This is a genomic window from Streptomyces sp. NPDC001941 (genome assembly GCF_040296945.1).
Classification (GTDB): Bacteria; Actinomycetota; Actinomycetes; order Streptomycetales; family Streptomycetaceae; genus Streptomyces.
Window position 1 is genome coordinate 1 of the sequence record NZ_JBEOYE010000025.1, and the last position, 18,812, is coordinate 18,812.

Below are 18,812 nucleotides of genomic sequence, written 5' to 3' on the forward strand. Positions count from 1 at the left end.
GGGGGGGGGGCCCCCCCCCCCGGGGCCGTCGCCGGGGGCGGGGGGGGGGGCGCCCCGCCCGCCGCCCCCGCGGCGGGCCCCCACCGCCCGCCTCGCGTGGTGACGGGACGCACCGCCCGCTTCGTGTTTCGAGTGGTGACGGGACTCACCGCCCGCCTCGTGTGGTGCGCGGGTCCGCCCGGGAGGGGACGGTCAGTGGCGGGTGGTGGTCAGGGGCGTGGTGGTGCGTGCGCGTGCGCGGTGCTCGGCGGCGCGCAGCGCGGACCCCACGCGCACGGCGTCGGCGGAGTCCGCGACGTCGTGGACGCGTACGGCCCACGCCCCCCGGGCGGCGGCCAGCGCGGACACGGCGGCGGTCGCGGCGTCCCGGGCGCGGGCGGGCCGCGGCTCACCGGTCTCCGGGTCGGCGAGCAGCGTGCCCAGGAACCTCTTGCGGGAGGCGCCGACGAGCACGGGACGGCCCAGCCGGGACAGCGCGTCGATCCCGGCGAGCAACTGCCAGTCGTCGTCGCGGTCCTTGGCGAAGCCGAGGCCGGGGTCGACGATGACCTGACCGGGATCGACGCCGGCGCCCACCACGTGATCGAGCTGCCGCGCGATCTCCCGGGTGACGTCGGCGACCACGTCGTCGTAGGAGGCGAGCTCGTCCATGCCGCGGGAGTGGCCGCGCCAGTGCATCACCACGAACGGCACGCCCGCGCGGGCCGCCGCACGGGCCATGTCCGGATCGGCGCGTCCGCCGCTGACGTCGTTGATCACCCGGGCCCCGGCGTCGACGGCGGCCCGCGCCACCCCGGCCCGCATCGTGTCCACGCTGACCAGCACCCCGGCGGCGGCGAGGTCCCTGACCACGGGCAGGACCCTGCGCAGCTCCTCCTCGTACGGGATGCGCCGGGCACCGGGCCTGGTCGACTCCCCTCCCACGTCGATCACGTCGGCGCCCCGTTCGACCAGGCGCAGCCCGTGCTCGACGGCGCGGGCCGGGTCGATCCAGAGTCCGCCGTCGGAAAAGGAGTCCGGTGTCACGTTGAGAATGCCCATGACGCCGCAGCGTCCCCAGACCGGAAGGGAATGCGGAAATCCGGTGTCCGTGTTCTTCATGATGGGGATTGTGCCGGTTCGGACGCCGATTGTGTACCGGGGGACGGCATTTATTCGGCGCGTATCAGCAAGTGGATGCGGACTGCGTCGATTTCACACGACGGATAGGGTTGAGCCATGTCTCTTGGAACTCCAAGTACCCGTTCGGACAGTGCCCGTTCCATTCGCGACCTCCTGGCGCGCGGAGGCCGTTCCTATTCGTTTGAATTCATGCCTCCGCGCAGCGAGGAGGCCGCGGTCGGGCTGTGGAAGGCGATCCGGCGGCTCGAAGCGCTGTCGCCGACGTTCGTGTCCGTCACCTACGGCGCCGGGGGGTCGACGCGCGGGCGCACCATCGACGTCACGGGCCGCATCGCCGCGGAGACGACGCTCACCCCGGTCGCCCACCTCACGGCGGTGGACCACAGCGTGGCGGAGCTGCGGAACATCCTGGGCCACTACGCCGACCAGGGGGTCCGCAACGTCCTCGCGCTGCGCGGCGATCCGCCGGGCGACCCGCTCGGGACCTGGACCACGCATCCGCAGGGGGTCGGGTACGCGGCGGAACTGGTCCGCCTCATCAAGGAGTCGGGCACCTTCTGCGTGGGGGTGGCGGCCTTCCCCGAGATGCACCCGCGCTCCACGGACCGGGCCCTCGACGTCCGCCATTTCGTCGAGAAGTGCCGGGCCGGGGCCGATTACGCGATCACGCAGATGTTCTTCGACGTGGACGAGTACCTGCGTTTCCGCGACGCGGTGGCGGCGGCCGGGTGCGATACGCCGATCATTCCGGAAATCATGCCGGTGACCACGATCCGCTCGCTGCGCCGCATCCCGACGCTCTCCACGGCGCGGATCCCCCGGGCCCTGTCCGACCCCATGCTGGCGGCCGAGGACGATCCGGCCGCGGTCCGGGCGGCCGGGATCGAGTACGCGACGGAAATGTGCCGGCGCCTGCTCGCGGAGGACGTGCCGGGCCTGCATTTCATGACGATGAACTTCTCCACGGTGACGACGGAGATCTACCAGAACCTGGGGTTGCACGCGTAACCGTCGAAACCCCCCGCACCCGCGCGAACAAACCCCTCGCACGAGCGAACAGAACAACTGCTCGCACGCGTGAACAAAGGAACAGGAGTGCGTACCGGGTGAATCGGGTGCACCGCGTCCCGATTCGGCGGAGTTCAGCGGACCTTCGGGGACGTAGTCCTTCCGATACCGCAGACGAGTGCGCGGTTCAGTGACACGATATGAACGGACGGTGATCAGGGAAGGGGAGGCCATGCCCGGCGACGACGAACAGCTGCCACGCCAGAAGACGTGCACGGACTGCGGGGGAACCGGCACGACGGAGTGGACCAACCACCACGGCGACCTGGTGAAGCGCCGGTGCTCGGGGTGCATGGGCTCGGGGACGGTCCTGGCATGAGCTCACGCGCACGACTCCAGCCCCTCGACCCCGAGGTCGTGGGCAAGCTGCCGTGCCAGCGGTGTGCCAGAAGACCGATGAAGCTCCCGGCGCCCACCTCCGCCAAGGTGATCGGCATGTGCATCGGCTGCTACTCCGACACCCGGATCGCGCAGATCCAGCGCGCGGCGAACACCGGGACCCCCACGCCGGCCTGCTTCGTCGGCGACCCCTGCCTGGGCTGCGGGAGCGACGACGTCGACGCGGACGGTTCGTACTTCTGGTGCAACGGCTGCGGCATGCAGGTCACCATCGCCTCGTGAGCGGCACGGGGCGCGCCGTCGGGCGTGCGGGCGACCGCCGCGGCGTCGGTAGGCCCGCGGCGTCGGTGGCCCCGCGCCCCCTCCCGTACCCTCCCCGTGATCACTGATCACGAACTGGGGAGGACGCATGGAGCGTCGGGCGTTGATGCTGGCCATGGGCGGTTTCGCGGGGGCCTGGGGGGCCGGACAGCTGGCCGGGGCCGCACCGGCGGCGGCAGCGGGCACGGGCGGGGCCACCGTGGTGGACGTGACCGCGCACGGCGCCCGGGGCGACGGATCCACCGACGACACGGCGGCCTTCCGGGCCGCGCTCGCCGCGCTGAAGGCGGTTCCGGGCGGGGCCACGCTGCTGGTCCCGCCGGGCACGTACCCGATCGGTACGGCCCTGGTGCTCGGGGCGGGTTGCACCGTCGTCGCGTACGGCGCGCGGGTCGTGCGCACCGGGGACACCGGGGCGCTGGTGAAGAACTTCGACACCGCGACGCCCGTGTCCGGCTACGCGGGTGCCGGGCGCGTGGCCGTCCTCGGCGGGGTGTGGGACATGCGCGGCGCGCGGTTCAGCCGGCAGAGCGACGCCTTCGGGTTCGCCCACTGCGACGGGGTCCTGGTCAAGGACTGCACGTTCGTCGACGTGCCCTCCGCCCACGCGGTGGAGTTGAACGCGGTACGGAACGCGGCCGTGGTGGACTGCGTCTTCGACGGCCACCACCCGGGCGACGGCGCGAGCCTCACCACCAAGGAGGCCGTCCAGATCACCTGCGCCACCGAGGGTAACCTGCCCGCCCCGGCCTACGACTCCACGCCCTGCGAGAACGTCCTGATCACCGGCTGCACCCTGCGGGCCGGCACCACCACGGGTCCCTTCGGCGCGCTGTGCGGCGACCACTGGGGCGCGAAGGGCGTGTTCCACCGCGGGATCCGGGTGATCGGCAACACCGTGGAGAAGAGCGGCGCCTTCGGCGTCCGTGCCGCCGACTGGCAGGACTCCGTCATCGCGGACAACCTGATCGAGAACGTCGCCTCGCACGCGATCTACCTCAACTCCCCGCAGGGCAACGGCCTCAGCGGGATCACGGTCAGCGGGAACACCGTCCGCGCCGTCGAGGGCGGGGGCGGCATCTCGGCCACCGTCCCCGCGAACGGCGCGCGCCACCGCTCCCTCACGATCAGCGGGAACACGCTCACCTCGGTACGGGGCGAGGCGGGGATCTACGCGTCGCAGACCGACGGCCTCACCGTCAGCCGCAACACCGTGACCACCACCCTGCGCACGGCCCCGACCGGCAACGCCCAGGGCATCCACGTCCAGAACGCGCCGAACGCCCTGGTCGCCGGCAACCGCGTGAGCGACGTCCAGGGCGACGGCATCGGCGTCGACACCGGCTCCACCGGGGCGCTGGTCGCCGACAACACGGTCCTCACCACGACCGGCCCCGGCATCAACACCGGGTCGGACCGCACCACCGTACGGGGCAACCGGGTGGACGGGGCGACCACCTACGGGGTGCGCGTGGGCGGCGCGGCGGCCGACACTCTCGTACAGGGCAACACGGTCACGGCCGTCAACGCCGCACCGGGCTCGGCCGAGACGGCCGCGATCTGCGTGGTGGCGTACTCCAGCGGTACGTGGGTGGTGGGCAACGACCTGACGGGGCGCGGCGCCCAGGCACAAGCAGTCGCCGACCACGGCACGGGCACGACGGCCCAGCAGAACGCGAGCTGAGCGACTGGGGGCCGTCGCGGGCTGAGCGGCGGCGGGTGGCCGTCGCGGGCTGAGCGGGCAGGTCTCGGGCGACGGAGTTCCCGGCGCCGGGGGTGAACCCGACCGGGCCCGCGGGACGTTCAACCGGTGACGGGGCGTCCGCCGGAAAGGGCGTCCCGGCCCCGGGTCCGGCGCGCCCTCCCTGTCACCCCGAGCGCGCCGGACCCCATGGGCACTCCCCGCCGACACGCTCCCGGGAGGCTTCCCCGTGTCCCCGCACTTCCGCTTCGGCGCGCACCCCCGGTACGGCTTCGTGGCGTACGCCTCCCCGGGCGTCGCCCCGCACCTGGCCCGCTGGTTCATGTCCCGGGAGCAGTTCGAACCCGTTCCCGGCACGCCGGGCCTCTTCCGTCTGAGGGACCCGGACTGGGACGGCGTACGACGCACCCGCGCGGCGGTGTGTGCCCTGCGGGTGCACCGCTTCGAGGTCCGCGCCGACCCGGTCCTGGACCCTGACGTGCCGACCGGGGCGGCCGGGCCGGGCAACGGCCTGCTGGCCCGCCGGGCTCCCTCGGCCCCGGTCCCGGTCACGCTGCCGTCCTTGTCCGGCTTCGGTACGGAATCCGGGCGGGTGGCCGTCGAGGACTGAGGCGTGGAGGCCGAAAGCCCCCGGACATCGCCCAAGGCCCTGCCCCTGACATCGGCCAAAGCCCTTCCCCGGACCGTGCGCAACGCCCGCCCCCTGACCGGGACTTCAGACCCAGGCCGACTCGGAGACCTCGCGCCACTTCTCGTCCGACGCGGACAGTTCCTGCGCCGCGTCCCGCCACAGGCCCACCGCGTCGCGGCCCAGGAGCAGCCTGGCCGGGGCGTCGTCGCGGCCGGCGAGGTCGGCGATGATGCGGGCCACGCGCGCGGGGTCGGCGGTGGCGGCCGTGACCGCGTCGGCCTCCTGGTTCCTGATCATGTCGGCGAAGAGACCGACGGTCGCCCGGTACGGCTCGCTGACGGGCGGGACGGTCATCGAGGAGCCGGCCCAGTCGGTGCGCATGCCGCCCGGTTCGAGGACGGTGACCCGCACGCCGAACGGCGCGAGTTCCTGGGCGAGTCCGAGGGAGAAGCCACCGACGGCCCACTTGGCGCTCTGGTAGGCGGTGAGCCCCGGCGAGGCGATCCGGCCGCCGAGCGAGGAGACCTGGAGGACGTGCCCGTACCCCTGGCGGCGCAGCACGGGCGCCATCGCCTTGCTGACGTGGACGACGCCGTAGAAGTTGGTGTCGATCTGGGCGCGGAACGCCTCCATCGTGGTGTCCTCGACGGCGGCGAGGTCGCCGTAGCCGGCGTTGTTGACGACGACGTCGTAGCGCCCGAAGACCTCCAGGCCCTCCTCGACGACGCGCAGCACGGCCCGTTCGTCGGTGACGTCGAGGGCGACGGGGTGGACGCGGTCGCCGAAGCGGGCGACGAGGTCGTCCAGCCGCTCGGGCGTGCGGGCGGTGGCGACCACGCGGTCGCCGTCCTCCAGCGCGGTGGTGACGACGGCGCGGCCGAGGCCGCGGGAGCTTCCGGTGACGAACCAGACCCTGGGCGTGCGGGGCGCGGTGGACGTCTGCGAGGTACGGGACATGGGTGGGCTCGATTCGTACGAGTGGAGGGATACGAGTGAAGGAAGGGAAAGGGGCGCGCGGCGACCCGTGCGGGGTGTGCGCACGACCGTCACGCCGTTTCAGACCGGCGGTCTGTTGTTCCACGACCAACGTAAGGGACCGCCGGTCTGATGTCAAAAGACCGGCAGTCTGTAACATGGTCGGCATGACGACTTTCCAGCGCGCGCGCAGCGAGGAGCAGCGGGAGATCCGGCGGCGGGCCGTACTCGACGTGACCGCCGCCATGCTCGAAGAGCTGCCCGTCACCGCCGTCAGCCTCAACGAGCTGAGCCGCCGCGTCGGCCTCGCGAAGTCCAACGTGCTGCGCTACTTCGAGTCCCGCGAGGCGATCCTGCTGGAGCTCCTCGACCGCGCCTGGCGGCAGTGGAACGCCGACCTCCCCGCGCTCCTGGACTCCGCCGTCGACGCGGCGGCACCGGCGGACCGGCGCGGCGAGCAGCTCGCCGCCGCCCTGACCGGCTCGCTCGACGGCCGCCGGACCCTGTGCGACCTGCTGAGCGCCCAGGCGGGCGTGCTGGAGCACAACGTCTCCCCGGAGGTCGCCGCCCGCTACAAGAGGGCCGCCATCGCGCGCGTCGCGGAGCTGGCCGCGCTGGTCCGTGGGCACCTTCCCGAGCTGGGTGAGCACGGCGCCACGCGGCTGACCGCCGCCGTGATCATGACGGTCGGCGCCGTGTGGACCCACGCCCGGCCCTCGGAGGCGATGCTCGCCGCCTACGAGGCGGACCCGGCGCTCGCCGCGTTCACGATGGACTTCGCCGACTCGCTGGACGAGATGCTGACCACCCTCACCGCGGGCGCGCTCGCCCGCGCCTGATCCCCGCCCCGCCCCCGCACCCCAGGAGCCCCCATGCGCGTGATCGTCTTCGGAGCGTCCGGACTGGTCGGGCACGGCGCCCTGCGCGCCTGCCTGCTCGACGACGACGTCACCGAGGTGCTCGCCGTACTGCGCCGCCCCCTGCCCGTCAGCCACCCCAAGCTGCGGCAGGTCGTCCACGAGGACTTCACCGACTACAGCGCCCTCCAGGACCGGCTGACCGGTCTGGACGCCTGCCTCTTCTGCCTCGGCACCTCGTCCGTCGGCATGGACGAGGCCGCCTACACGCGCGTCACGTACGACTTCGCGCTCGCCGCGGCCCGGGCACTGCAGGCCGCGAGCCCGTCGCTGGTGTTCGCGTACGTCTCCGGCGCCGGCACCGACCCCACCGGGACGAGCCGCCAGATGTGGGCCCGCGTGAAGGGCCGTACGGAGAACGAGCTGAGCGCCCTGCCCCTGCGGACCGTGATGGTCCGGCCCGGCTACATCCACCCCGTCGGCGGCGCCGTCCCCCGCTCCCGCGCCCTGCGGGCCCTGCGGCCGCTGACCAGCGCGCTCTTCCCGCTGCTGCGGCGCGCCTTCCCCGGCCAGGTCACGACGAGCGACGCGCTGGGCCGGGCGATGCTGGCCGCGGTGCGCTCCGGCGGGACCTCCGGAGCCGTACTGGACACCCCCGCCATCAACCGCCTGGCGGCCTGAGGCCGCCGGTCCTGGCGGTTCACGCCCGCGGTGCGGTCAGCGCCGTGCGCACGGTGTCGAGGATGTCGTCCGACAGCGGCGTGCCGCGCGTGGCCCGGGCCAGCACCAGGGCGCCGACCATGGCGCTCAGGCGGGTGAGGCCGTCGCCGTCCCCCTCGCCCGCGCCGTCCGCGAGCTGGCGGGCGAAGGCTTCCACGCCGCGCGCGTACGTAAGACGGGCCTCGCTGTCCTCCTCGGACCGCGCCATGTCGGTGGCGAGCCCGGCGACCGGGCAGCCGACGGCCGGGTTGTCGCGATGGTCGGCGGACAGGTAGGCCCCGACCAGTTCCGCGCGGGCGTCCGGGCCGGGCGCGGCCCCTCCCCCGTACGCCCCGGCGCGCTCGGCGAAGGCGTGCGCGGTGGCCTCGTCGACCAGCGCCTCCTTCGAGGCGAACTGCTTGTAGAAGCCGCCGTGGGTCAGGCCCGCCGCCTTCATCAGGTCCGCGACGCTGACGTCGACGCCCTGCTCCCGGAACAGCCGCGAGGCGGTCTCCACGACCCGCCGGCGGTTCTCCCTCGCCTGCGCCTGCGACACCCGCCCCATGGGACACCTCCGCCTTCTCCGTATTCGATGACGCTTGACATCTATCCTACCCGGGCTGTTGGATTACATCCATCATCTATTGAGTGCGGCCGGCCACCGGCCGCACCACCCCCCTGGGAGGACCCGTGGAACTCAAGAACGCCGTCGCCCTGGTCACCGGCGCCAACCGGGGCCTCGGCCGCCACCTCGCGAGCCAGCTCGTCGAGCGGGGCGCGAAGGTGTACGCGGCGGCCCGGCGGCCGGAGACGGTCGACCTGCCCGGCGTGACCCCGCTGCGCCTGGACGTGACCGACGAGGAGTCGATCCGGAAGGCCGCCGCGATCGCCGCCGACACCACCCTGCTGGTGAACAACGCGGGCCTGTCCAACGGCGCTTCGCTGTTCACCGGCGAAGTCGACGCGGTCCGGGCCGAGATGGAGACGAACTTCTACGGCCCCCTGGTCCTGACCCGCGCCTTCACCCCCGTCATCGAGGGCAACGGCGGCGGGGCCGTGCTCAACGTCCTCTCCGTGCTGTCCTGGGCGCACCCGGCCGCCCTGGGCTCCTACGCCGCGACCAAGGCCGCCGCCTGGGCGCTGACCGACGCGTCCCGCGAGGAGCTCGCACCCCGGGGCATCGCCGTATCGGCCCTGCACGTCGGCTACATGGACACCGACATGGCCGCGCACGTCCCGGCGGACCAGAAGTCCGACCCCGCCGAGGTCGCCGCACTGGCGCTGCGCGGTGTCGCCGACGGGCTGCCGGAGATCCTCGCCGACGACCTGACGCGCCGGGTGAAGAAGGGCCTGGCGGTCGCCCCGGGCGCCGCGTGACCCGGCGCGACGCGCCTCACCCGAAGTGCCGGACGAACGTCCCGTCCGGCTCGTAGGGCCGCCAGTCGCCGACCGCGCCGGTCGTGACGAACTCGGCGACCGCGGCGGCGAACGCACGGCCGAGCACCCGGTCCGCCTCGGTGGGCGTGCCCAGCATCGGACTGTCCGGATAGGCGTCGAAGGTACCGAAGAGGAAAGGGAGTTCGCCGCAGTGGGTGGCGCCCAGGCCGTACGCGTCATCAGCCGGCCGGCGGTCGAACCGGTAGGCGTACACGGCGTTCCCGGCCGCCGCGTGGTGGTCGGCGACGCGCAGTGAACCGGTCCGGAAGAGGCCGTCCGTCCGCACCGCGGTGAGCACCTGCGCGGGCGTCGCACCGGGCCGCGGGCCCGCGTACCGCTGGTAGACCTCTCGGGCCCGTGCGCCGTACGGCGGCTCCAGTGACTCCACCGCGCCGTCGGCGGTGAGGCCGCGGAGCCCCGGGTCGAAGGCGGTGAAGGCCGTCGCCTCGTCCCTCGTCGTGCCGATCAGCAGCGGCCGGTCCCCCAGGCCGCCCCGTGCGACCGCCGCGAGCAGGTCGTCCGGGATCCCGGGCCCGCCCAGGACCGGGTACATCGGCGGGGTCGCGTCCCCGGGCCGCGCGAGCCGCCCCACGAGGCGTGCGTACGCGGACAGCAGGTGCTCGACGGGCTGGGCGCGCAGGGCCTTCACCGGATCGGCGCCTTCCCGGACGCCCAGGATCCGCAGGTACGCGGCGGTGACCTCGGCCGCCTGTTCCGGGTCCTGTGGCGGAAGGCCGAACGGGCCGCTCTGCAGCAGGACTTGGCGCACCATCCCGGCCGTTCCCGGATCGAGTGCCAGCGCCAGCGCGGAGTAGGCGCCGGCCGACTGGCCGCCCACCGTGACCCGGCGCGGGTCACCGCCGAAGAGGGCGATGTTGTCGCGGACCCAGCGCAGCACGGCGGCCTGGTCCCGGGCCCCCAGGTTCACGGCATCGGCCTCCGGCAGGTACGGGTAACCGAGCGGGCCCAGGCGGTAGTTCGCCGTCACCACCACGATGCCGCCCAGCGCGGCGAGGCGCGCACCGTCGTACCAGTCCCAGCCGCCGGACCCACTGCTGAAGCCGCCGCCGTGCCACCACAGCAGCACCGGCCGCAGCTCGTCCGCCTCCAACGCCCCCGCGGGGGCGTGGACGTTGACGGTCAGACAGCCCCCCTCGTCCCAGTCCGGCGCCCGACGGCCCATCACGCGTTCGAGCCGGGAGGGCCCCTGCGGCACGGCCGGACCCGCCGACACGACCTCCCGCACCCCGGTCCACCCGGGATGCCGACGCGGAGGAGCCAGGCGCAACTCGCCGACGGGGGACGCGGCATAGGGGACGCCCCGGAACGAGGCGACCCCGTCCCGCACCAGGCCCCTGACCCGCCCCCGGTCCGTCTCGGTGACCCAGTCCCCGGTCCCGGCCATCGCCCTCGCCCCTTTCGCTCGCGGCCCGTCCGTCCGGACCCGTACCCCCACACGACTGGCCCCGCACACGACACGACCGTGTGTCCACACGGGGCACTCCGGTCGGGGCACTCCGGTCCCCACCGGCGCGCGCCTTCCCGGTCGGCCGTGCCGTACGCGGTACACAGAAGCTCCCCACAGGAGACGACCGGAACCAGCCCAGGAGCAAGACATGAGCCTCGACCAGCTGTCAACGCCGGGTACCGACGGCGAACCCACCTGCGAACTCGACCCGGTCACCTGGGACGCGTTCGTCGACGCGCTCAAGCGCCACGGGGTCGACGACGACACCCTGAGCAAGGCGTGCCACGACGCGCTGCGCGCCATCAACAGCACCCCCGCGTGGGTGCGCGAGCAGTGGCTGGCCACCGGCGCCGACCCGCGTGCGACCGGGGCGTGCGAACTCCCGGGCACCGACACGGCGTCCTAGCGGGTCGCTGCGGACGGGTCGCGGGTCCGGACCGTGTCGCGGGGGCCAAGGTGTCCGGGCCGGATCGCGGGTCCGGACACTGCCCCGCCCTTCTTCCGCCGATCAGGAGCCGGGGGTCCGCGGGGGTACCTCGTGCCGGGCCGGGGCGAGGTGGCGCTCAAGTGTCTCGGCGCGGGGATCCGCCCACTGCTCCTCGTAACCGGGCAGCGCCTCGTGGCCGCTCAGGAGCAGGGGCAGGATTTCGCGCAACGTGCCCGGGGAGGCGAGACGCGGAACCGGCAGGGACGTCCACTGCTCCCCTGTCGTGCCCCGCTCGTCCCGCAGCGGTGCGTAGGACCATCCGTCGCTCTCGTTCCATCCCAACGCCAAGCCGTGCGGCCACACGTGGCCGTCGACCACGGGAGTCAGCGTCTGCTCCGCACCTCGGTGGTCGGTGACGGTCGTCAACTCGGTGCGGCGGTAGTGGAAGACCGCGGACATGCGTCCGCTCGCGTCGCGGTAGGCGGTCCACTCGTCCGGTGCGAAGGGCCCCGCAGGGCCGTTGTCGCAGTGGGCGACGGCCTCGGCATAGGAGTAGTGGGCCAGCCCGGCGGAGGACGTGGTTCTGTCGGTCATGGGTCGGTCCTCCCTGATCGTCCGGCATGTGAGGTGGTGCACGACCAGCTCCTGTCCCGTGCACCGCCTCGTATGCGTGGTGTGACGTGGAACCGGTCTCCGATTCGCTCAGGCATGCGGTGGGGCGGATCGCGGACGTGTGGAGGTGCGGGTCGAGCGGGTCGGCCGGTAGGGTCTGTCAGCTGCGTTGACGGCGTCGTGGTGACGACGTGCTTGAGCGGATGGTGGACGGACCCGTGGAGAACTTTGCGCGCCTGACGGCCGGCGTGCTGGGTGCCTGGGGGGCGGTGGTCGCGTCCGCGGCGTCGCTTCCCGGTGGCGAAGTGGATGTCGAGGTGGTCGGGAGCTGGCCTTCGGGCTGGGCGCACGACGTGCCGGAGTTCGCGGACGTGCTGCGTCGGGTGGCGGGCGCCGGGCGGCCCCGCCTCGTCGAGTGCGCTGCCGGCGTGGCCGCGCGGCGAGTGGGGTGTGAGGCGTTCGTCGCCGTTCCTGTCCGGGGCAGGGCCGGTGAACTGCTCGGGGTGCTGGCCGCCTTCGAGACGGAGGCGCGGTCCTGGAGCGACCAGAACCTCAGGGACCTCACGGATCTGGCGGATGCGTGCGCGGCGGAGCTGCGGCTGCGCGCAGGCGAGACGGCGCCGCAGGCCACCCGGCGCGGCGCACGGGAGCCGGGGCACGCGGCGGCGGGGACGCGGTGGGTGCCGGAAGAGAGCATCGGGCAGGCGCACGAGGGCGCGCGGGCGCTGAAGGACCAGCTGGACCGTTCGGAGCTGCTGCTGCGGGCGGCGGAGCTGCTGGCGGACACGTCCGGGCTGGGTGAGGTGCGTCGTACGGTCAGTGAGCTGGTCAGCGGGGACCTGAAGCCCGCGTACGTGGGTCTGGTGCTGCGTGAGGACGACCAGGTCCTGCGGCGGGAGGTGGACGCGGTCACCGGGCCGGTGGCCCTGGAGCAGGAGCTGCCGCGCTACGGCTTGTCGGACGCGTGGCCATCGGCGCAGGCCGCGCGGGAGAACCGCATCGTGGCCGTCCCGGACCGGCAGACCCTGATCGAGGGGTACGCGCCGCAGACGGTGGCGGTGTTCGACGCGATGGGCCTGGACTCGGCGGTGTGCGTACCGCTGCCCGGACCGAGCCGGGCCGCCTTGGGGACCCTGGTGGTGGCCTGGGACGAACCGCATGAGACGGACGTGTACGAGCGTGCGGTGCTGACGGTGATCGCCGGGTACACCGCGCTGGCCGTACAGCGCGCCCTGCGCCTGGACGAGCGCGTGAGCGTGGCGCGCCAGCTGCAACAGGCGATGCTCACCGCCCTTCCCCAGGCGCACGGTCTCGAGCTCGCGGCGCTGTACCGGCCGGCCTCGAAGGGGGACATGGTCGGAGGCGACTGGTACGACGCCTATCCCCTCCCCGGCGAGCGGGCCGCGGGTGAGGAGCGGCGGCCGTGGGCGGTCACGGTCGGGGACATCACCGGGCACAACACGCGTGCCGCCACCCTGATGAGACAGGCCCGCAGCATGCTGCGCCAGGCTGACGTCGACCGTGCGGGCAGCCCCGGGGCCGCGGTCGCTTCCGTCGAGCGCGCCAACGAGCACCTGGGGACGGGGATCAGCGGCACGCTCGTCCACGCCCACCTCCTGCCCCGCCCCGAGGGCAGCTGGCTGCTGCGGTGGATCAACGCGGGCCACCCGCCCCCGCTCCTGGCCCGCCCCGGCCAAGCGGTCGAGCACCTGTCCGAGCACGGCCGGCTGCTCTTCCCCGGACTCACCCCACGGGAGGGCCGACCGGTCTACGAACGCGTCCTCGAACCCGGGTCCGTGCTGGTCATGTACACCGACGGCCTGGTCGAGAAGCCGGCGCGCGGCCTGGAGGAGACCACCGCACACGCGGCCCGACTGCTGGGCCGCGAGGCGGACGAGCACACCCCGCTGCCCCGGCTGCTCGACCTGCTGGCCGACACGCTCGCAGGGCGGGAGCACACCGATGACGTCGTCCTGCTCGCGTTGCGGGTCGTCACCCCCGGCGCGACCTGACCTCCTTAGGATGGTTACTGCGTCGCGCACCACGGCCTCCGGCAACTCCGCACCCTGGTAGGCCACTTCGCGACTCAGGGAGGGGTATTCGTGTCGCACGCGGGAGTGCTCCAGGCAGGAGTGTCGCCAGGCGTGCTCACGGTGGGCGTCGTCGTGTCGGTGGCGGTCGCGGCGCTGATGGCGAAGGCGTTGGACCTGGCGGTCAGGCGGCGGTCGTGGGTGGCCGGGCGGTGGGGCCCATGGGCATGGCTCGAACTGCTCGGCCTGTGCGTGAGCACGGCCGTCGTCACCGTGGCGCTCCGGCGGCCCTTTTCCGTGGGCATCACGGACGAGGTGTGGGTGAGTTGCCTGCACGGCCTGCAAGGCCCGGGCGCAGGACGGCAGTTGGGTGAGCTCACCGCGCGCGTGCAGGTCCTTCCGCTGTCCTACGGATGCGAGTGGGCCTCCGGCGCGCATGCACAGGTGATGCCGTCGTGGGCGGCGCCGTGCCACTTCGCCGTCATGGCCGCGGCTGCTTCGCTGGTCGTCTTCGCCCGCCCCCTGGTCCGCTGGTGGTCCTCCGGCACCGGGGAGGAACCCACCTGGGACGTGCTCGTGGTCGAGGATCCCTGGCCCCAGGACCCGCGGGCCGCGGGGACGGAGCGCCTCGAAGCCCCGGACCCCCACCGCCGGCCGCCGCATCCGCACTGAGCCGCCTCGACGCAGGGCCGGGCGGGCGGCAGGGCTCCCGGATGCCTGCGCTCCCGGATGCCGCGCGCTCCCGTGTCAGTGGCCGCGGTGTACGGTCCGCGGGATGCGCGGGTACTGCGGCGCAGCGGGCGCGGTGGCGGCGGACGCAGTAGCGGCGGGCGCGGTGGCGGCGGCTACGCGGGCCTGGGCGGCGAGCCGCTTGTCCGACCGGCGGGCCGCCCACACCACGACGATCAGGGCCAGGGCGAGCAGCGGGTAGCCCATCGCGATCTTCGCCGCGGCCAGCCAGCCGGTGGCGTCCGCGTCGTACAGCCACTGCTGCACGACGAAGCGGGCGGCGAAGACGGCGGTCAGGGCGAGGGTGGCGAGGTCGTAGGCGCGGACGGAGGGCCTGTCGCGCAGCCAGCGCGTACCGGTGCCGTTCAGCGCGCCCCACACGAGGCCGGCCAGCGGACGGCGCACCACCACGGACAGCAGGAAGACCGCGCCCAGGAGGAGGTTGGACCAGATGCCCAGGAGGAAGTAGCCCTTGGCCGACCCGGTCTTCCAGGCGTCGAGAGCCCGACCGCCGCGGCGATCTGATCACCACTGGTCGCGTCGACGCCCTGGGCCCAGAACAGGCGAGCCGCCTCGCGGGAGATCTCCAACCGGAGCCGGCCGCGCCGCTGTTCGCTCATCGCGCCGCCGCCCCGACCCGCCCGAACCCCCTCGGGCTCCCCGGTCGCCCTCACCCTCGCGGCGCCCTCGGTCCCGTCGCGCGCCGAACCGGCCATCACAGCCACTCTCTCCTCGCAGTCCTGGTTCCACGATCGTGTCACCAAGTGACACGGAGGCACAGCCCATACCTAACCTCTCTAAGACACTTGACCGGTTAGCCCCTCGCATGCTTGCATGGCACATACCTAACCGGTTCAAGCACTCAAAGGGGTTAGACATGAGCTCGGTGCACCACCGGACCGCCACCGTCGAGGGCCGCGAGATCTTCTACCGCGAGGCCGGGCCCGCGGACGCCCCCGTGATCGTCCTGTTGCACGGCTTCCCGACCAGCTCGTTCATGTTCCGCGACCTCATTCCGCTCCTGGCCGACAAGTACCACGTCATCGCACCGGACCACCTGGGCTTCGGGTTCTCCGACGCCCCTCGCGCCGACGAGTTCACGTACACCTTCGACGCCCTCGCCGACCTCACCTCGGCGCTCCTCGACCAGCTGGACGTCGTCCGCTACGCCCTCTACGTACAGGACTACGGAGCCCCGATCGGATGGCGCCTCGCGCTCCGGCACCCCGAGCGCATCACGGCCGTGGTCACCCAGAACGGCAACGGCTACGAGGAGGGCTTCGTCGAGTCGTTCTGGAAGGACGTGTGGGCCTACGGGGCGGACCCCGGCCCCGCCACCGAACCCGCCGTCCGCGTGGCGCTGGACATCGACGCCATCCGCTGGCAGTACCTGCACGGCGTGGCCGACCCGAGCCTGGTCAGCCCGGACACCTGGGAACACGACTTCGCCCTCGTCTCCCGCGAGGGCAACGCCGAGATCCAGCTGGCGCTGTTCCGCGACTACCAGAACAACCGCCCGCTCTACCCGCGGCTGCACGAGTTCCTGCGCAGTAGCCAGGTACCGGTGCTCGCCGTATGGGGGGCCAACGACCAGATCTTCCAACCGGCCGGCGCCGAGGCCTTCGCCCGAGACGCCAAGGACGCCGAGGTACACCTGGTCGACGGGGGCCACTTCCTGCTGGAGAGCCACCTGGACGTGGTCGCCGGCCACCTGCGCGGGTTCCTCGGGCGAGTGCTGGGCTGAGGCAGCGGGCCTCTCCGGCCCTCGCCGTCTCCGGCACCGCTCAGGGCCTGCGCCCCCAGAGCACCACCTCGTCGCCCTGTCGCAGCACCTTCCACAGGGCCGCCGCGTCGGTCATGCGCAGGTTCACGCAGCCGTGGGAGGCGGGCTCCCGGTACACGCTCCCCCAGGTGCCGTGGAAGGCCTGGCCCCCGTCGAAGAACTGCGCGTACGGCATGGGCGCCTGGTACAGCGTGGAGTAGTGGTCGCGGTTGCGCACGCCGATGGCGTAGCGGCCCGGCCGGGTCGGGTACGCGGGCCGCCCCGTGCGCACCGGCACGGGGCCGAACACCGCCCTCCCCTTCCTCTGCACCCACATGATCTGCCGGTCCAGGTCCACGCACGCCACCGGCCGCGCGGTCCACGGGCAGCGCCCGCCCCGGTTGGGCCGCGCCCGCTCGCCCCGCAGCACGATTCGGCCCCAGGTCACCTCGCCCGCGTACCCGATGGCGGGCAGGATGCCCTCGCGGCTCTGGAAGCGCGCGAGCGCCGCGCAGTCGGCGGGCGACTGTCGCCCGTCGACGCGCAGCCGCAGGTGCCGCTCCAGCTCGCGCTGGCGAGGCCCGGTGGACTTGGTGCAGTACGGCGGCTGCTTGCTCGTCTGCCCCGCGGGCACGTCCTCCAGCCTGGGCCAGGACGGCTCGGGACCCGCGGGCGCCACCGCCTCGACGGGGGCGCTCCCCGCCCCCGCGGCCGAGCCCTGGGGTGCGGCGCCGAGGGCGAGGGCGGCCGTGAGGGCCAACAGCAGTACTGTGCGCGCGGTCGCGGCCACGGGCGGGCCTCCTCGTTCTCCGTGTTCTCGCGTTCTGGTGTTCTCGCGTTCTCGTGGTTCTCCGTCCGGTACGCCTGCCATCGTGGTCGGACCACGCGAACCCGGCGCGCCGGGCGTGCCACACGTGTGACGCGCGCGGTGAGGAGGGTGAGGGGGTGTCAGCGCCCGTTCCCGAAGGCGCAGGGCAGCGGCCCCGGCGTTCCGTACGGGCTCTTCTCAGCGACCGCGTCCGGCGGGCCCCTTCGGGAGGTCCGGGACGGGAGCGCCCTCGTACGCCGCCGCGGCGGGCATACCGGAGACGAGGAACGCGACGGCCGCGCGGGCGGGCGCGTCGAGGTCCTTGAGCGAGGCGTGCACGTCGTCGTCGATGACGCTCAGCGAGCCCCCGATGTTCTTCTTCATCTCCTTCGCCCACGTCAACGGCGTGTTGGTCTCGTACTCGTGGGCGAACATGAGCAGCGGACTGTTGCCACGCTCCAGCTTCGCGGGCCGCGCGGGCAGCGGCCAGCCTGAGCACTTGGTCGTGCCCGAGGCGGAGTAACCGCCCACCGGGTAGCGCTTCTTGAGCTCCTGGCCCTGCCTCCAGGCCGTCTCGAAGGTGCGATCGCCCGCCGCGTCCGTGCACTGGTACGCCTTGTTGTTGAACTCGTAGTCGCCGTCCGCCTCCGGCCGGTCGTAGCCGTTGGCAGCGGTGCCGGCACCGGGCTTCGGTGCGGGGGCGTCGCCGTCCGCCGGGGCCGCGGGCGTCCTTCCCGCGGCGATGTCCCGGAGCGCCTGGGCGGCCGAGGCCCACTCGGCGCGCGACGACGTCAGTTTCAGTTGCAGGTCCTCCGCCGTCAGGTCGCCCCGCGGCTTCTTCTCCAGCGCGTCGCGCAGGGCGAGGAGCTTCCTCGTCACCGCGTCGGGCGTGGCCCCCAGCCGCAGTTCGCCGTCGCGTGCCGCCATCCAGGCGGCGAACCGTCCGAAGAGGCGTTCCTTCGCCGCGCTCCCGGCTCCGATGTCGAAGGTCGACTGTCCCGGGGCGAGGATCGAGTCGAGCACCATGCGGTCCACCCGGTCGTCGAACTGGCTCCGGTAGGAGGCGCCCAGGGCGGTGCCCCAGGAGACTCCGAAGTAGCTGATCTTCTTCTCGCCCAGGGCCTCGCGGACACGGTCCATGTCCTTGGCGGCGGTGGCCGTCGACGTGGACCGGGCGAACGCCTCGTCCCGCTCCGCGCAGGTCTTCAGCCCGCGGCCGATGGCGTCGTCGAGGAACTTCGCCCTGGCCTTGCCCTTCAGCCCGGCCGGCGGCTCGGGGATGTTGTCGACGGAGAGCTCGGCGCACCCCGGTTTGTCGCTGTAGCCCATGCCCCGGTTGTCGAACCCGATCAGGTCGAAGCTGCGGCCCAGGTCCGCCAGGCGCGTACCGAGCAGTTCCCTGGGCTGGTCGACGCCGCCGTAACCGGGGCCACCCGGGTTCAGGAAGAGCACCCCGCGCCGCTTGGAGGGGTCGCCGGCCTTGATCCGGCTGACCGGGATCCCGACCTTTCGCCCCTCGGGCTTCGCGTAGTCGAGCGGCACCTCCACCGTCGCGCACTCTGTGGCCTTGTCGCCCTTGTCCCAGCCCTTGGCCACGTCCGCGCACCGGCGCCAGTCGAGCTTCCCGCCCGTGCCGCCCGGTTCGCGGCCCGCGGCGTGCGCCTCTCCGGTTCCGGGCAGGCCGAGCGACACCGCCAGGACGGCGACGGCCGCGCCGGCGGTGGCGCGCGCCCGGATCCGGGACGACGCCGGCGGTGCGGCCGGGCGGTGGGTGGCGGACAGGGCGGGGTGCGGCTTCGTCATCGAGGTCTCCGTTGTGTGTCGG

At 73.4% G+C, this 18,812-nt stretch carries 20 protein-coding genes; 12 read left to right on the forward strand and 8 right to left on the reverse strand.

The features are described from left to right. Positions 1 to 192 precede the first annotated feature (192 nt). Positions 193 to 1,041, reverse strand: a complete 849-nt coding sequence (gene folP, locus ABT160_RS18640) for a dihydropteroate synthase (RefSeq protein ID WP_351648741.1) — start codon at positions 1,039 to 1,041, stop codon at positions 193 to 195. A 177-nt stretch (positions 1,042 to 1,218) separates the two neighbouring features. On the opposite strand from folP, the gene metF reads away from it, so the two are divergent. From metF to ABT160_RS18665, 5 genes are all read left to right on the forward strand, one after another. Next, positions 1,219 to 2,130: a methylenetetrahydrofolate reductase [NAD(P)H] gene (metF, locus tag ABT160_RS18645; RefSeq protein ID WP_351648742.1), complete on the forward strand. Its 912-nt coding sequence runs from the start codon at positions 1,219 to 1,221 to the stop codon at positions 2,128 to 2,130. Between the two features lie 211 nt (positions 2,131 to 2,341). Continuing rightward, positions 2,342 to 2,509, forward strand: a complete 168-nt coding sequence (locus ABT160_RS18650) for a hypothetical protein (protein WP_351648743.1) — start codon at positions 2,342 to 2,344, stop codon at positions 2,507 to 2,509. Then, complete coding sequence (locus ABT160_RS18655; RefSeq protein ID WP_351648745.1) at positions 2,506 to 2,811, forward strand: hypothetical protein; 306 nt, start codon at positions 2,506 to 2,508, stop codon at positions 2,809 to 2,811. The genes ABT160_RS18650 and ABT160_RS18655 overlap by 4 nt, the downstream gene beginning before the upstream one ends. A gap of 127 nt (positions 2,812 to 2,938) precedes the next feature. Then, complete coding sequence (locus ABT160_RS18660) at positions 2,939 to 4,534, forward strand: right-handed parallel beta-helix repeat-containing protein (protein WP_351648746.1); 1,596 nt, start codon at positions 2,939 to 2,941, stop codon at positions 4,532 to 4,534. Between the two features lie 247 nt (positions 4,535 to 4,781). Beyond that, entirely contained in the window at positions 4,782 to 5,162 is a 381-nt protein-coding gene (locus ABT160_RS18665; protein ID WP_351648747.1) for a hypothetical protein, read from the forward strand. 105 nt (positions 5,163 to 5,267) lie between these two features. On the opposite strand, the gene ABT160_RS18670 is transcribed toward ABT160_RS18665, so the two are convergent. Continuing rightward, positions 5,268 to 6,140 carry an SDR family NAD(P)-dependent oxidoreductase gene (locus tag ABT160_RS18670; protein WP_351648749.1) on the reverse strand — a complete coding sequence of 291 codons (873 nt, stop codon included), beginning with the start codon at positions 6,138 to 6,140 and terminating at the stop codon, positions 5,268 to 5,270. A 185-nt stretch (positions 6,141 to 6,325) separates the two neighbouring features. Here ABT160_RS18670 and ABT160_RS18675 point away from each other — a divergent pair, with 185 nt between their 5' ends. Next, entirely contained in the window at positions 6,326 to 6,997 is a 672-nt protein-coding gene (locus tag ABT160_RS18675) for a TetR/AcrR family transcriptional regulator (RefSeq protein ID WP_351648750.1), read from the forward strand. A 33-nt stretch (positions 6,998 to 7,030) separates the two neighbouring features. Further along, positions 7,031 to 7,696: an NAD(P)H-binding protein gene (locus tag ABT160_RS18680; protein ID WP_351648751.1), complete on the forward strand. Its 666-nt coding sequence runs from the start codon at positions 7,031 to 7,033 to the stop codon at positions 7,694 to 7,696. Between the two features lie 19 nt (positions 7,697 to 7,715). On the opposite strand, the gene ABT160_RS18685 is transcribed toward ABT160_RS18680, so the two are convergent. After that, entirely contained in the window at positions 7,716 to 8,279 is a 564-nt protein-coding gene (locus ABT160_RS18685; RefSeq protein ID WP_351648753.1) for a TetR/AcrR family transcriptional regulator, read from the reverse strand. Between the two features lie 125 nt (positions 8,280 to 8,404). Between ABT160_RS18685 and ABT160_RS18690 the strand changes: the two genes are divergently transcribed. Next, complete coding sequence (locus tag ABT160_RS18690; protein ID WP_351648754.1) at positions 8,405 to 9,091, forward strand: SDR family oxidoreductase; 687 nt, start codon at positions 8,405 to 8,407, stop codon at positions 9,089 to 9,091. Positions 9,092 to 9,107: 16 nt separating this feature from the next. Here the strand turns inward: ABT160_RS18690 and ABT160_RS18695 are convergent, their stop codons facing one another. After that, a complete protein-coding gene (locus ABT160_RS18695; protein WP_351648755.1) occupies positions 9,108 to 10,556 on the reverse strand; it encodes a carboxylesterase/lipase family protein in 1,449 nt (482 codons plus the stop codon). A 211-nt stretch (positions 10,557 to 10,767) separates the two neighbouring features. Between ABT160_RS18695 and ABT160_RS18700 the strand changes: the two genes are divergently transcribed. Continuing rightward, positions 10,768 to 11,025 (forward strand): hypothetical protein, encoded by a 258-nt coding sequence (locus ABT160_RS18700; RefSeq protein ID WP_351648756.1) that lies wholly within the window; start codon positions 10,768 to 10,770, stop codon positions 11,023 to 11,025. Between the two features lie 102 nt (positions 11,026 to 11,127). On the opposite strand, the gene ABT160_RS18705 is transcribed toward ABT160_RS18700, so the two are convergent. Further along, positions 11,128 to 11,640, reverse strand: a complete 513-nt coding sequence (locus ABT160_RS18705; RefSeq protein ID WP_351648757.1) for a hypothetical protein — start codon at positions 11,638 to 11,640, stop codon at positions 11,128 to 11,130. A 236-nt stretch (positions 11,641 to 11,876) separates the two neighbouring features. On the opposite strand from ABT160_RS18705, the gene ABT160_RS18710 reads away from it, so the two are divergent. Together ABT160_RS18710 and ABT160_RS18715 are read left to right on the forward strand one after the other, a co-directional pair. Beyond that, on the forward strand, positions 11,877 to 13,670 hold the full coding sequence (locus ABT160_RS18710; protein WP_351648758.1) for a SpoIIE family protein phosphatase: 1,794 nt from the start codon (positions 11,877 to 11,879) through the stop codon (positions 13,668 to 13,670). 90 nt (positions 13,671 to 13,760) lie between these two features. Further along, on the forward strand, positions 13,761 to 14,360 hold the full coding sequence (locus tag ABT160_RS18715; RefSeq protein ID WP_351648760.1) for a hypothetical protein: 600 nt from the start codon (positions 13,761 to 13,763) through the stop codon (positions 14,358 to 14,360). 75 nt (positions 14,361 to 14,435) lie between these two features. Here ABT160_RS18715 and ABT160_RS18720 read toward each other — a convergent pair whose 3' ends face one another. After that, entirely contained in the window at positions 14,436 to 14,876 is a 441-nt protein-coding gene (locus tag ABT160_RS18720) for a DUF3159 domain-containing protein (RefSeq protein WP_351648814.1), read from the reverse strand. Between the two features lie 418 nt (positions 14,877 to 15,294). Here ABT160_RS18720 and ABT160_RS18730 point away from each other — a divergent pair, with 418 nt between their 5' ends. Then, the gene (locus ABT160_RS18730) at positions 15,295 to 16,161 is read left to right on the forward strand and encodes an alpha/beta fold hydrolase (RefSeq protein WP_351648761.1); all 867 of its coding nucleotides are present in this window, start codon (positions 15,295 to 15,297) and stop codon (positions 16,159 to 16,161) included. A gap of 40 nt (positions 16,162 to 16,201) precedes the next feature. On the opposite strand, the gene ABT160_RS18735 is transcribed toward ABT160_RS18730, so the two are convergent. Both ABT160_RS18735 and ABT160_RS18740 read right to left on the reverse strand, forming a co-directional pair. Further along, positions 16,202 to 16,969: a L,D-transpeptidase family protein gene (locus ABT160_RS18735; RefSeq protein WP_351648762.1), complete on the reverse strand. Its 768-nt coding sequence runs from the start codon at positions 16,967 to 16,969 to the stop codon at positions 16,202 to 16,204. A gap of 216 nt (positions 16,970 to 17,185) precedes the next feature. After that, positions 17,186 to 18,790, reverse strand: coding sequence for an alpha/beta fold hydrolase (locus ABT160_RS18740; protein WP_351648764.1), 1,605 nt, complete (start codon positions 18,788 to 18,790; stop codon positions 17,186 to 17,188). Positions 18,791 to 18,812: the final 22 nt, after the last annotated feature.